The following is a 13,589-nucleotide window of genomic DNA, read 5'->3' as shown; positions in this document are numbered from 1 at the left end:
CATTTTTTATGGAAAGAAAAACAAAGTATGACTATGCATTTAAATTAGAATGTGTAGAATTGGTTTTAAAGAAGCATTATTCAGCTGAACATGTTTCAAAATTGAAGCAGATTGCAAGATGGAATATTCGCAAGTGGGTCAGTTTTTATAAGGCATATGGTAAAATTGGTTTATTGCCGCGAATGAACCAAAGCTATTCAGCCGAATTCAAGCTAAAAGTGTTAAGAAGCATAGAAAAGGAATCTCTTACCCTGATGCAGGCTGGCATCCGGTTTAATATTCCCAATATGTCAATAATTTTAAAATGGAAAAAAGATTTTGCTAACTTTGGACTAGCAGGATTGAAACCCAAACAAAAAGGCAGACCCGTATCGATGAATGACCATAAAGGCAAAAAGCGCAAATCAGACAAACCTCTTACAAGAGAGCAGGAACTGCTGAAAGAAAACGAAAGGCTTCGCTGTGAGAATGAACTGCTAAAAAAGCTTCAAGCCTTAATTCAAGCCAGGAAAAATCCAAAGCCATAAACGAGTTAAGGCATAAATATGGTTTGGAATTACTTCTGAACCTAGCAGATATGGCACGCAGCAGTTTTTATTATCATCAAAAACAAAGTAAATCACCTGATAAATATAGAGAAACTAAAGAGCTGATTAAAGCCATTTATCAAAAGCATAAAGGGCGTTATGGCTATAGACGGATAACCGATGAGCTGCAAAACAGAGGACTGCTTATCAATCATAAGACAGTTCTCAGATTAATGAATCTATTAGGACTAAAAAGTGTTATTAGAGTAAAAAAGTATAAATCTTATAAAGGTGAAAATGGCAAAATAGCTCCAAATATACTGGAGCGAAATTTTAAAGCACAAGCTCCAAATCAAAAACGGGCAACCGATATAACAGAGTTCAAAGTAGGGGGTAACAAATTATATTTATCACCAATAATTGACTTGTTTAACGGGGAAATAATCAGCTATGAACTCACAGAGAGGCCAGTGTTCAATCAAGTGGTTACGATGCTGAAAAAAGCATTTAGGAAAATCCCAGACAATACAAATTTGATACTCCATTCTGACCAAGGCTGGCAATACCAAATGAAAGATTACCAGCGTTTATTAGAACAAAAAGGAATTAAACAAAGCATGTCAAGAAAAGGAAACTGTCTGGATAATGCAATTATTGAAAACTTCTTTGGAATATTAAAATCTGAAATGTTTTATATCCAAAAATTCAAATCAATAGAACAATTAAAAAAAGAAATTAACAGATATATAATCTATTACAATAAAGAAAGAATTAAATCAAATTTAAACAAAATGAGCCCGATACAATATCGAGCTCATTATTATCAAACTTAATTATAAATTTGTCTAAACTTTTGGGTGCAGTCTAGTTTTTTTTTAGACTGCTGGCTTTTTTTCTTAAAAAAGATTGATAAGGGAAGACAGGAAATTATCAAATTTTGAAAATGTAAAACTTAATTTCAGCTCTGTTCTTGGTGTTCGAATCCTGTTAAGTTATCGAACGCTAAAATTTAAATTTATCTTGTTTTTCATATAAATAATGTTTTTCTGAAGTTTGTTTCTTTATGAAGAAAATAAAGCAAAAACGAGTCAAACTCATTTATTGATAAGGGTTAAATAAAAGAATGGCGCCAATTGAAGACAATTGGCGCCATTTGGCTTTGTGACCTCGATGGGACAAATTACAACATCATTTTTAGATGATTTGAAGAAATTGGCTTACTACATGTAATGTTTGTCTTTCATTGGCTTTATAGTTTTGGTTTAGATGTCCTGTTGGGGATTGAAGCAAAAATATATTTAGTTTTATGTATTATTTTACCAAAAATAAAAAGAGACAGCCTTAATCTTTTGTAAAAAAAAGATATCAATTCCTTATATTTAAAGTTTTGAGCTGGCAATAAAATGGTAATCAAAATCTCTAATACAATTGACTATTACTATTTTGTCGCATAGTAATTATATAAAAAGCCCTGAAATTTCAGGGCTTAATTGTAATTTATTCTCAGCAAACTACATTTTTGGAAGCAGTACTGCGTCCACTACATGTATGACACCATTAGATTGATTTACATCTGAAATTGTAACTTTAGCTTTATTGCCACTTTCGTCACTAATGTACAAATCTTTTCCATCCATCCAGGTAGTTAGAGTTCCGCCGCTAACTGTTTTTAAAGAAGCTTTTCCTTTACCAGCTTTTATTGCTTTTGCAATATCAGAACTATTCATTCTACCAGCCACTACATGATATGTCAATATAGTTTGTAATGATTTAATATTCTCAGGTTTCAATAATGTTTCAACAGTTCCAGCGGGCAATTTACTAAATGCTTCATTTGTTGGTGCAAAAACAGTAAATGGCCCTTTACCTTGTAAAGTTTCAACTAATCCTGCTGCTTTTACTGCTGCTACCAAGGTGGTATGATCCTTTGAGTTTACCGCATTTTCTATAATATTTTTATTAGGATACATAGCTGCTCCACCAACCATTACTGTTTTTTGTGCAAATGATGTCAATCCAAATCCTAATGCCAGGATTGCGGCTGCTAAAAATTTTCTAGTTTTCATAATTACTTTTTTTAAGTTATAAAGTCATTTACGCTTTAATATTCTTTTTGGTTTTAAAAGAGGTAAAAAAATAAATTAAAATGAAATATAAATGGGCGAATTGATATATTAATAATGAAAGCTCCAATATTCCCAATTGCTATTGTAGCATTATTCAGCCCACTCATTAATCCAGCTGCTAACAGTCTGGCACCACTTCTGGTCGTCATTCAAACAGGGAATAGCCAGGAAATTTTCCCCTCCATTTTTCTCAAAATCTTCTTTGGCGCGCATGGCGATTTCTTCGAGCGTTTCTAAACAATCCGAAACGAAAGCAGGTGTTACAACAGCCAGATTTTTAATTCCTTTTGCCGGCATTTTGTCAATTTCAATATCAGTATAAGGCTCTAACCATTTATCTCCCGCCAAACGCGATTGAAATGTCAGACTGTATTTATCTTCGGGAAGCCCTAATAATTTTACAACTTGCCTTGTTGTTTCGTAACATTGGTGACGATAACAGAAATCGTGTGCCGGAGATGGCGTGCTGCAGCAAGAACCGTCAATTTTACAATGTGATTTTGTAACGTCGGTTTTGCGAATGTGACGCTCTGGAATTCCGTGATAAGAAAACAACAAATGATCATATTCAAAACCAACTAAATGTTTTTGAATCGAATCTGCCAAATTCTTGATGTAATCCGGTTTATTGTAAAATGCCGGAACATCTGTAAAAGTCATGTGTGGAAACTTCTTCTTGCGAATTTCTTCTGCTTTTACTAAAATAGTCAAAGTTGAAGCCATTGCATATTGCGGATACAGCGGAAAAAGCAGTACTTCAGTAACGCCTTTATCATGCAATTGCTGGAGTCCTTTCTCGATTGTCATGCTTCCGTAACGCATTGCAAGTTCAACCGGTACATTTACTAAAGTCTGTACTTTTTTCTGCATTCTTTCTGAAAGAACAACTAATGGAGAACCTTCTTCCCACCAGATTTTCGCATAAGCGTGCGCTGATTCTTCTGGTCTTTTTCTTAAAATAATACCGCGAACTAATAATGCTCTCAATAAATACGGAACGTCGATCACGTATTTATCCATTAGAAATTCATCTAAATACGGTTTTACATCTTTTGGTGCGGGACTTTCGGGAGATCCCAAATTTACTAATAATACGCCTTTCATTATCGTTTTTGTTTTAAGCTTTGTTTTAATTTTCCTCAAACTCATTACTTGTTGCTTCTTAAAATTAATCAAATATATTTTTATTTATGCCTTAATCTATAAAAGCGAAACTGTTTTTATGATTGGTATTAATGGACATTAGATATCTTTTTGGGGTTGTGGAAAATTTTTTCTTGAATCCCGCAATAAAGTGGCTTCCGGTGCTGTATCCTATTTTCAGGCCGACTTCATTTACATTGTAAGAACCGCTGTCCAATAGTTTTAAGGCGAAATCCATTTTGTAGTCAAACAGAAAACCGTATACCGTATCACCATAAATTTGTTTGAAGCCTGTTTTTAATTTTTTCATATTCAGCCCAATTTCATCTGCCAGCTGCTGCAGTCCTGGCGGTTCGGCCATATTGGCGATAAGTATTTCTCTGGCTTTTTTGATTTTCAGCACGTTATCTTCATCAGTCAAAAATGGACATTGCACTGCGTTTGGATCTTCCATTTTATTGAAATACAGACTCAATAATTCATATGCTTTTCCTTTATAATAAAGGTTCTTTAGGGAAGGATGAAGGCTGTAATGAAACAGCTGGCTCAAAACAACAGCCATAGCAGGACTGATGTACGCTTCGGCATAATACTTTTTTTTCTTCTTATCGGGGCTTAAAATAGAAATATAATCTGCTTGAACGGAAAATAACGAGTGAAATTTATTAATCGAAACAATAACAGAAATCATCCATGAATTTGGAGAAAGTTCTAACTTAAGCAATGACTGATGTTGCAGATTGCACAAAATCAGTGATTTTTCCTCTTTCAATTCTAATGTGCAATGATCCTGACTGGACAAAAAAAATGCATTACCTTTTAGTGCGAAATGAAACTGTATCAGGCCGGCACCTATTTCGTGCTGTGCAGAAAAAGATTCTGAGCTGTCGTTCTGGAAACGGATAAGGGTAAGGCCGTCCTCAATTTGTATTTCTTCCTCCATTTTTTTGATATAAAAAATTATTGACTTTTCGAGATAGTTTCCAGCTGGTTATTGTCTATTGGCTTCTAAAACTGCGGCAAACTGGATATTTATTTTATTGGAAAGCTTGCTTTTAACCAAATTTGGGATTTCAATATTAAAATCACTGGCATTTACGCTGAAATTACATGAAATGCTGACCCCTGATAGTGATCTGCTTATCTTTGCAGCAGTATTTATATCCCTGGATTTACCGTGGAGTTGTAATTTGCCTTTAATGATAAAATCCTTAGCATCTGCGCTTAGGCTTTGAAGATCAAATCCTTCTATCTTTCCTTTAAATACGGCTTTTGGATATTGGTCACTTTCAATATAATTTTCATTGAAGTGTTCTTCCATTAAGGCAACCTTAAACTGGAAACCTTTCATCAGGGCTAAACTTGCAATCTCTCCTGTTGCTGGATTCAAAACAAAAGTAACATTCCGATTTACTGCCTTAACTTCTTCAAAAGAAGGAACGGAAGCTTCAAAAATGACTTTTGCCGATTTACTGACCATTTTTTCTTGTGATACGCCAATAGCGTAAACGCTCAGCATTGCAATAAGTATTGTTTTTTTCATTTATTTCGCCTTTATTTTTTTTAGATCATTATCTATTTTGTGCAGCTCTTATTTTAAAACTGCAATAATTTGAATTTTGACTTTATTATCCAGTTTATATTTAATAAGCGCTGGAATCGGAATGTTAAAATCACTTGCATTTACTTCAAAATCAGATATAAAGGTGACTCTGGAACCCGATCTTGTAATTTTTGCATCGGCACTTATATCCTTGGATTTTCCATGCATTTCTAATTTTCCTTTTATCGTGTAATCTTTATAATCTTCAGTTAGATTTTTAATGTCGAATCCTTCTATTTGCCCTCTAAAAATAGCTTTTGGATATTTATCGGTTTCCATGTAATTTTCATTAAAATGTTCTTCCATTAATGCCATTTCAAACTGGAATCCTTTCATTAAAGCCAGACTTGCCACTTCTCCAGTTGCGGGATTCAAAACAAAAGTTACATTGCTGTTAGTTCCTGCAACCGGCTGAAAAGAAGGTACTGAAGCTTCCAGAGTTATTGTTGCAGATTTAGTTACTATTTTTTCCTGTGAAAAAACAATAAAAGAAGCCAATAGCATTGGCATTATTATGATTTTCTTCATGTTGCTGTTATAGATTATTTTTCTAATAATCCATCCTGATTCCATTTTTTTATAATGTCGATAGTAGCTTGAGACAATCTTGGTCCACCTTGCGGCATTAAGGAACTATCTCCATTTTCTAAAGAAATTCGTGTAAGGAGTCCTCGGTTTAAAACTGCATTTTTCACCTGTTCATAAGTAACTAAAGACATTGGCGCGCCATTTTTAGGAACTGCTGCATGGCATACAACACAGTTATTATCAATAATAGATTTTACATTTTGGTTGTATGTTGCCAAACCATTAATTGGTGCAGTGTCGCTTAGGGTGCTTGGGTCGTCATTGGCACAGCTTACAAAAATTGAAGCTAATGATGAGATGGCCAGAAGGGTTTTTAGATTCATAAGATTGGTTTTTAGTTATAAATAAATACATGACTTTAAGAATTACCAGGCATTTCAAAATCATATACGATGAAATGAATAATCCAGATTTCGAAGGAGGCATATTTAATGATTTAAATCCAATAGGTATTTTTTAACGTAGATAATTTGAAATACTAAAAACCAGTTATGAGAAAAAAAATACTAATTACAATTTTCCTTTTTATAATAATCGGAATTTCAGCGTACCTCTACATCTACAAAGGGCATAGAAATATAGAATCAGAAACTGCCGATTATGTTGTAACCGTTAATGAACTAGAAAGAGAGTTTACTTCAAACGACAGTCTGGCTTACATCAAATATCAGGACAAAACAATTGAACTATCTGCACGGGTAACAAGTATTGATAAAGCCGGCAATGGAATTGTTATGAGCGAAAAAGTATTTGTGACATTCAAAAACCGTTTGCCGCAAAATATTATATCCGGGAAAACCCTAAAAATTAAAGGGCGTTTTTTAGGATATGACGAACTGCTCCAGGAATTTAAAATAGACCAATCTTCAGTTGTACACTAATACAAATAACAATTTAAAACTAACCTCATGAAAAACTTTATCCTATTATTTTTTTTATTTCCGCTGTTAACCTTCTCCCAAACCGATTTATTGTCCGGGGTAGAAACTCCTTCTGCAAAAGAAAAAGTGACATCTGCATTCAAAGCCTTAAAAATCGTTAATCTCGAATCTACAAAATTGGCAGCAAAAGGCGATTTGTATTTTGTTGTTGCACACCGATTCGGCTCTATTAAAGATGGCTTTGAAGGTTTCTATGGACTGGATAATGCCAATACGCAGATTAAATTTATTTACGGTCTAACAAATGGACTCAACGTAAGTGCCGCCAGAAGTGAATTTGCTTATGACTTTGCAACAAAATATATGCTGTTTCCTCAAATAAAAGACGGCTTTCCTGTTACTATTGCTGGTTTTAATAGTTTATCTATTAATAACACATTAAAAGAAAGTCTGTATCCGAAACTTCAATTTAAAGACAGGCTGACTTATGTTGCGCAGCTGCTGATTTCCAGAAAATTTTCTGAAAAGCTGTCTTTAGAAATTGTGCCGTCATTCTTTCATCAAAACTTTGTTGATGATGTAGACCAAAGCAATTCCCAATATGCCATAGGATTTGGAGGAAGATATAAATTCGCTAAGCGCTGGTCCTTAAATATGGATTATGCGGCGCATTTAAACAGAGCGCCAAATTCACTTTATAAAAATCCGCTGTCTATTGGTTTTGATCTGGAAACCGGCGGACATGTTTTCCAGATGCATTTTACCAGTTCACAGGCAATTGATGAGGCTGGATATCTAGGAAGAACCACTGGCGACTGGACAAAAGGAGATATATTTTTTGGATTTAATCTTGCCAGGGTTTTTTAGTATCTACTTTATAATTAAATTATTAGGTAATTTCTGTATTTAAAATGATTCTAAATTAATCGATTTTCTATTATTTCTAAAACCGCAGCTCTAAAGTACACGTAGATAATTTTAAAACCATAAAAAAATTATGAAGACTAATAAAATAATCAAAAAAGGACTTTTAATTCTGAGCGGCATATTTGTACTGTTTGCCGCGATTTTGCTTTTTCACATTATAACGGCCAAACCGCCCGTTTATGACACCCCAAATCTCCAAGTAAGCAGAATCGATTTTAAATCAGATATTGATTCTCTGCAGGCCAGAAAAATTTGTGCCGACCTTAGAAGCATAAAAGGCCTGACATCAGACTCTATCATCGTTAAAAGAAATGTTGTGGTGTATTTCCACAATAATAAAATTACAAACTCGGAGAAAGTTTTCAACGAGTTGATGGCTAAAGGACGTTACGATGCGCAGCGCTATATTTTACCGGCAAATTTAGCAGACAAAGAAGTCTGCCCAATGAATCAAAATAGTTTGAGCTATAAACTGTCTCAAAAGATAAATCGTTTTTTTAATTAACCCTTTAATACTTTAAATTTATGAAAGTTTATTCAAAACTTACACTTAGTGTACTAATTGCTGCATCGGCAGCTATGATTTCCTGCAGCAGTAATGACGACGAAACCCCAGCACCGGTTAAGGCTTCTATCTACGAACGATTAGGCGGAACTAAAATGGTTTCCGATCCGGATAATTCAGGGCAGATGATTGAACAGGGTCGTTTGAGTTTCCGTAAAGTCGTAAATTCAACTATTGGATTAATTGTTGCTGATATTCAATCCAATGCGGCAGGTAATTTGCAGGCACATTTTGCACCTTTATTGGCAGAAACCGGAACTACCCAGTCTACTAATATTGCTAAATTATCAGATAATCTGACTGATTTCTTTTCATTTAATACCGGAGGTACCAATGCTGTAAATACATATTCTGGTTTGAATATGGTTGCAGCGCATGATCCTGCGAAAAATCCTCGTATGGGAACAAAATCAAGCAGTGCAGATTATACAAAATTCGAAGGTTATGTAGGGGCAGCCGCTAATGCAAATGGAGTTGCTTCAAATACAGAGCTTTATACGGATATTGTTGCTGTTTTGGAATCATTGAGAACTCCTATAGTTCAAAAATAATTTTCTTCTCAAAACGCTGCCTGAAAAAGGCAGCGTTTTATATTTCAATACTATTTGAAGTGCTGGACTCTTAGCAATATTTTAGAATCAGTATATAAATATTTTGAAAGTCTAATATCATGTATAATGGCAGGAAATTATATAAAATCGCCAATTTGAATCGATGTATTGTAAAGCGATATAGTAAGTTCTTATAGCCTTGTTATATAAATTACTTAGTAATAATTTTTTGAACTTTTTAAGGAAAGCATAAATATGGAAAATTTTAATATGTCCAGATCTACCACTTTTTACGCATTAGGGTTAAGCTATAAGAAAGCAGATGCAGTTATAAGAGGAAAATTTAGTTTAGATACTAAAGCACAATCTGATTTATTGATGCAGGCCAAAGCAGAAGGTATAGAATCATTGATTGTTACTTCTACTTGTAACAGAACTGAAATTTATGGATTTGCCCATCATCCTTATGAACTCATCAAGTTGCTTTGCGAAAACAGCAATGGTTCTGTAGAAGAATTTCAGCAGGCTGCTTATATATATAAGAATGAAGAAGCTGTCAGCCATATATTCCGGGTAGGAACAGGTTTAGACAGTCAGATTCTGGGCGATTTTGAAATCATCAGCCAAATTAAAATCGCTTTTAATCATAGTAAACGGGAAGGTTTGGTAAATACTTTTCTGGACCGTTTAGTAAATATGGTTATTCAAGCGAGCAAAAAAGTTAAAACAGAGACTAAAATTTCTTCTGGTGCAACATCCGTTTCTTTTGCATCAGTGCAGTATATTATCCGAAATGTGGCGGATATTGGGAATAAAAATATTTTGTTATTCGGAACGGGGAAAATAGGAAGAAATACGTGCGAAAACTTAGTAAAACATACTAAAAACAGCCATATTGCCCTTATAAACAGAACAAAAAACAAAGCCGAATTACTGGCTGGCAAGCTGAATGTTATTGTAAAAGATTATGCTGATTTAAAACAGGAACTGCAGCAGGCCGATGTGCTGGTTGTAGCTACAGGAGCACAAAATCCCACTATTGACAAAACATCGCTTGCTGTACAGAAACCCTTATTGATTCTGGATTTATCCATCCCGCGCAATGTAGATGCCAATGTAGAAGAAATCCCCGGTGTAACTTTAATACATCTGGATGATCTGTCTCAAATTACGGATGACACGCTGGAAAAAAGAAAACAGCATATTCCTGCGGCGGAAGCCATTATTGATGATCTGAAATTAGAACTGAATACCTGGGTGAACGGCCGAAAATGTGCTCCGACTATCCATGCCTTAAAATCCAAGCTAAATGATATTGTATCAGCAGAATTTGCTTTTCAAAAAAAGAAAACAACCCATTTTGATGATGCACAGATGGATTTAATCAGTTCAAGAATTATTCAAAAATTAACAAACCATTTTGCCAGCCATTTAAAAAATGAAAACACTTCAGTGGATCAAAGCATTGAATTTATTGAAAAAGTATTCCAGATAGGACAGCTTGCACCGAATAAGGCTTCTTCGCCAATAGAAGAAAAATACAAAATCAATCTGTCATAAATGCTTAATCAGCTTCAGTTTCAAACTTACAGCAAAGTTCTGAAGCAAGTGATACAAAAATAGAACCCGTCAGCTGCGGTGCACGCTGCGACGGGCTTGTCCATAAACATAATCTTCCAAAAAATGTTTACTTAATTCTGCATGGGAGTAATCAATTCCTCATTTTGTAAAGTTAGACTAATTGATTTGGTGATAATTACATAATTATTAATTAATTTTATAATTAGCTTTTCTACTATAAATTACTACACATCATTGATTCATGTTATAAAAGAGGCGGGCCGTCGCACCAAACGCTTGAGGAGAAAACTAATTTTTTGTCTCAGCTGAGCAATAATTGATAATCGGAGAGTGAGAGCGGAAAATTCAATAAATTATAAATAGTTAACCATTTATAATGGATTTTCATTATTTCAATTAAATAGAAATCTAAATAAAAGGAGTATGGGGCTATTCCATTTTTGGTGTTCGAATCCTGTTGGCTTTTAACTTAGCCTGCGCTTCAGTTTATCTTATTTTTAAAGTGAATTTGGAAGATGATTTTAGCTTTTTTACTATGGCTAAGGGGGTTGTGTAAAGTTCCGCCAGAGTGCAGTATTGAATCCCAAAAAGCGCATATTGAACAGGATCAATATGCGCTTTTTATTTAGGTCTTTTTATGGAATTAGACTTTTCCTAAAGTATAAAGCTGTTCCATTGTAGGTGTGAGGCTTCCCCCTGCAGGTTCCAGCGTGATGCCAAAAGCTTCAGCTGAATCGGTTTGGCTTACAGCGAAGATTTTTTGAGAGTTTTCTTCAAAATTATCCAGCAGACCAATACTTGTCGGGGTAAGCACCGGACTTAGTTTTAAAGACCAAACCTGGTAAACCATTCCTTTTGGAGGGTTTGGCAGACCTGCCGCGTCGATATAAGTCGTTTTTGTTTCTTTGTTCCAGTACACTTTTGCAAATGATGCCGGAGATACTGATTGTCCGCCCAGAGTAACGCTTGTATTTTTAATGTCTCTCACAATGCTCAGATTTTTCTCAGTCTGTTTATTCTGCTGGTCTAAAATAGCATATTCTCTTTCAATTTTATTTTTTTCCCCTCCAGCCTCAGAGACTGCCTGTTTGGATTTTGCCAGTTCTAAAGTCTGATATCCAAAACCTAACAATAATAATACTGCAGCCGCCCAGCCCAGGTACTGCGGACGTTTTGATGCTGGTTTTATATCGACAACTTTAGTATGTTTAAGCTCTAAACGCGCTTTTGTTTTCTCGAAATTGGCAGCCGAATGGAAAGGTGAGAAGCTTGATGATAAGGCTGAAACAGCTTTTTCTATAGAAATGATTTCACTTTCAATCTCAGGGTTTTCTCTGGCCAGTTCGGCAATTTCCAGGTTCTCTTTTTCTGTCAGCAGGCCGTAAACGTAAAGTTCTAAAATGCCTGATTCAATATATTGCTTATCTTCCATTATATCTTTAAATAATTTCTTAAATCGTTGATACAGTTTCTGTTTTGTGTCTTTACAGTTCCCAAAGGTATAGCTAATTCTTCTGAAGCTTCCTGCTGGGTATATCCCTTAAAGAATAGCAGATCAATAATCTCGATACATTTTGGTTTCAGTTTTTTAACGAACTCCTGAATGCCAATTGCATCTAGTTTATTAGCTAATTTATTACTGTCATCTAACAGATTTACGAAATTATCCGAAGAAAGGTTTTTTTGGGTGTTGTTGAAATTTTTGGATCGCAGCTTGTCAATAGATGTATTCCTTGCAATATTAAGGATCCAAGTGTAGAACCGGCCCTTGCTTTCGCTGTAGCTATCGATGTTTTTCCAGATTTTTACAAAGACTTCCTGCAGGACATCTTCGGCTTCTTCGCGGTTTTTTACCAGAACATTTATGACCGAAAACAAGCTTTTTGAATACATATCATAGAGATGGGTGAAAGCCCTTTCATCTTTTTTGCGGATTAATACCAATAATTCTTCTTGGCTCATAGGATTGGATTTAAAGCTTAAATAAATTTTGATTTCTTAGAAAGTGGTAATGCCGGATAAAGGTAATTTATTTTTTACGTAACTGGCCCAAAAGCAGAAATAAAGGATATCACTTTCAAAATGCCAATTTTCGTGGGGTTATACTGAAGAATTTTTAGGAGCTCTTCCCGCTATACGTTCCAATCTTTTGCGCCGAACCCCGCCGAAAAAGGATTTCCACTGCTATCGGGGCTAAAAAGTTAAAAAGACAATTCGGAAACAAACCAATTTTTTGCTTTAGTGAAGCAACAGTTATATTTGAAAAAACGAGAGCGGGAAATTCAGTGGCTTTACAAATTTGGTTTAGTTATCCTGTTAAGGATTGATGTAAAATGAAAAAAACAACCTATTTATTGGGTAAGATTGTCGTGACATTGCCACGACAATTGATCTTCAATTATGTCTTGACGGTCGCATTATTATGGTTATGCAATTGTTCTTTATTAGATTAACTTTTTAATGTTAACACCTTGAATTATGTTAAAAAAAACAGGTATGAGAGAACCGTTTTAATCCCAAGTATTATAAATAGACAAAGTGGTGTTTTTTGGTAAAGAAAACAAGAACTTTATTTAAGATAAAAACAAAAAAGAGTACTTTTGCGCTCCATAAACAAAACAATAACTTTGAAAAAGTATCTAATCGTATTGCTTGGCTGCATTATTTTAGTGCCATCATTTGGCAGTGTTTTTGTTTATGTATCTTTTAAACTAGAGCAGCAAGAAATTGTAAAAACAATCTGCGTACAGCGAAAAATGGTTTTTAATACCTGTAACGGACGCTGTGAACTTCAAAAAAGTCTAAAGAAATACGACGACAACGAAAAGAAAATGCAGAACAACCTTAAAGAAAAAACAGAGTTGGTTTACATTTTAAACACTTCAAATAAGACTTTCAAATTATTAGAACCTATTGAAATCAAAGCTGGCTTTTCGGCTAGATTCGACAATAAGCCTGTTTCTGTTTTAACAGAGACTTTCCGTCCCCCTTCTCTTTTTATATAAATTATAATTTCCATTGCAATTCCTATTGGAATAATTTTTCATTGTTGTATAACAATGAAAGATTGCTTGCACTTTAATAAAATTAAAATTAT

At 34.5% G+C, this 13,589-nt stretch carries 16 protein-coding genes; 8 read left to right on the top strand and 8 right to left on the bottom strand.

Annotated features, from left to right (window positions below; translation table 11 throughout):
* Positions 1–8 precede the first annotated feature (8 nt).
* Both P2W65_RS19710 and P2W65_RS19705 read left to right on the top strand, forming a co-directional pair.
* Positions 9–527 carry a helix-turn-helix domain-containing protein gene (locus P2W65_RS19710; protein WP_289660345.1) on the top strand — a complete coding sequence of 173 codons (519 nt, stop codon included), beginning with the start codon at positions 9–11 and terminating at the stop codon, positions 525–527.
* Positions 524–1,360, top strand: coding sequence for an IS3 family transposase (locus P2W65_RS19705; protein ID WP_289666208.1), 837 nt, complete (start codon positions 524–526; stop codon positions 1,358–1,360). The genes P2W65_RS19710 and P2W65_RS19705 overlap by 4 nt, the downstream gene beginning before the upstream one ends.
* Positions 1,361–2,038: 678 nt before the next feature.
* On the opposite strand, the gene P2W65_RS19700 is transcribed toward P2W65_RS19705, so the two are convergent.
* The 6 genes from P2W65_RS19700 to P2W65_RS19675 all read right to left on the bottom strand — a co-directional run bounded on the left by P2W65_RS19700 (position 2,039) and on the right by P2W65_RS19675 (position 6,310).
* Positions 2,039–2,593, bottom strand: coding sequence for a fasciclin domain-containing protein (locus P2W65_RS19700; RefSeq protein WP_289660343.1), 555 nt, complete (start codon positions 2,591–2,593; stop codon positions 2,039–2,041).
* Positions 2,594–2,743: 150 nt separating this feature from the next.
* On the bottom strand, positions 2,744–3,757 hold the full coding sequence (hemH, locus tag P2W65_RS19695; protein ID WP_289660341.1) for a ferrochelatase: 1,014 nt from the start codon (positions 3,755–3,757) through the stop codon (positions 2,744–2,746).
* A 91-nt stretch (positions 3,758–3,848) separates the two neighbouring features.
* The gene (locus tag P2W65_RS19690; RefSeq protein ID WP_202002370.1) at positions 3,849–4,739 is read right to left on the bottom strand and encodes a helix-turn-helix transcriptional regulator; all 891 of its coding nucleotides are present in this window, start codon (positions 4,737–4,739) and stop codon (positions 3,849–3,851) included.
* 48 nt (positions 4,740–4,787) lie between these two features.
* Positions 4,788–5,339 carry a YceI family protein gene (locus P2W65_RS19685; RefSeq protein WP_289660337.1) on the bottom strand — a complete coding sequence of 184 codons (552 nt, stop codon included), beginning with the start codon at positions 5,337–5,339 and terminating at the stop codon, positions 4,788–4,790.
* Positions 5,340–5,387: 48 nt separating this feature from the next.
* Positions 5,388–5,927 carry a YceI family protein gene (locus tag P2W65_RS19680; protein WP_281865493.1) on the bottom strand — a complete coding sequence of 180 codons (540 nt, stop codon included), beginning with the start codon at positions 5,925–5,927 and terminating at the stop codon, positions 5,388–5,390.
* Positions 5,928–5,941: 14 nt separating this feature from the next.
* Complete coding sequence (locus P2W65_RS19675; protein WP_289660335.1) at positions 5,942–6,310, bottom strand: hypothetical protein; 369 nt, start codon at positions 6,308–6,310, stop codon at positions 5,942–5,944.
* Positions 6,311–6,478: 168 nt separating this feature from the next.
* Between P2W65_RS19675 and P2W65_RS19670 the strand changes: the two genes are divergently transcribed.
* The 5 genes from P2W65_RS19670 (at position 6,479) to hemA (ending at position 10,471) form a co-directional block, all read left to right on the top strand.
* The gene (locus tag P2W65_RS19670; protein WP_202002382.1) at positions 6,479–6,868 is read left to right on the top strand and encodes an OB-fold protein; all 390 of its coding nucleotides are present in this window, start codon (positions 6,479–6,481) and stop codon (positions 6,866–6,868) included.
* A gap of 27 nt (positions 6,869–6,895) precedes the next feature.
* Positions 6,896–7,735 carry a DUF5777 family beta-barrel protein gene (locus P2W65_RS19665; protein WP_281865496.1) on the top strand — a complete coding sequence of 280 codons (840 nt, stop codon included), beginning with the start codon at positions 6,896–6,898 and terminating at the stop codon, positions 7,733–7,735.
* A gap of 130 nt (positions 7,736–7,865) precedes the next feature.
* A complete protein-coding gene (locus P2W65_RS19660) occupies positions 7,866–8,300 on the top strand; it encodes a hypothetical protein (protein ID WP_109193293.1) in 435 nt (144 codons plus the stop codon).
* Positions 8,301–8,320: 20 nt separating this feature from the next.
* Complete coding sequence (locus tag P2W65_RS19655; protein WP_281865497.1) at positions 8,321–8,911, top strand: globin family protein; 591 nt, start codon at positions 8,321–8,323, stop codon at positions 8,909–8,911.
* A gap of 255 nt (positions 8,912–9,166) precedes the next feature.
* Positions 9,167–10,471, top strand: a complete 1,305-nt coding sequence (gene hemA, locus P2W65_RS19650) for a glutamyl-tRNA reductase (protein WP_289660326.1) — start codon at positions 9,167–9,169, stop codon at positions 10,469–10,471.
* Between the two features lie 664 nt (positions 10,472–11,135).
* Here the strand turns inward: hemA and P2W65_RS19645 are convergent.
* Positions 11,136–11,924, bottom strand: coding sequence for an anti-sigma factor (locus P2W65_RS19645; RefSeq protein ID WP_289660324.1), 789 nt, complete (start codon positions 11,922–11,924; stop codon positions 11,136–11,138).
* Complete coding sequence (locus P2W65_RS19640; protein ID WP_109193296.1) at positions 11,924–12,454, bottom strand: RNA polymerase sigma factor; 531 nt, start codon at positions 12,452–12,454, stop codon at positions 11,924–11,926. Before P2W65_RS19640 ends, P2W65_RS19645 begins: the two co-directional genes overlap by 1 nt.
* 665 nt (positions 12,455–13,119) lie before the next feature.
* On the opposite strand from P2W65_RS19640, the gene P2W65_RS19635 reads away from it, so the two are divergent.
* Positions 13,120–13,497 (top strand): hypothetical protein, encoded by a 378-nt coding sequence (locus P2W65_RS19635; RefSeq protein ID WP_236673041.1) that lies wholly within the window; start codon positions 13,120–13,122, stop codon positions 13,495–13,497.
* Positions 13,498–13,589 lie beyond the last annotated feature (92 nt).

The organism is Flavobacterium panacagri (genome assembly GCF_030378165.1).
Taxonomy (GTDB): domain Bacteria; phylum Bacteroidota; class Bacteroidia; order Flavobacteriales; family Flavobacteriaceae; genus Flavobacterium; species Flavobacterium panacagri.
This window is presented reverse-complemented; position numbering and strand designations above follow the sequence as displayed.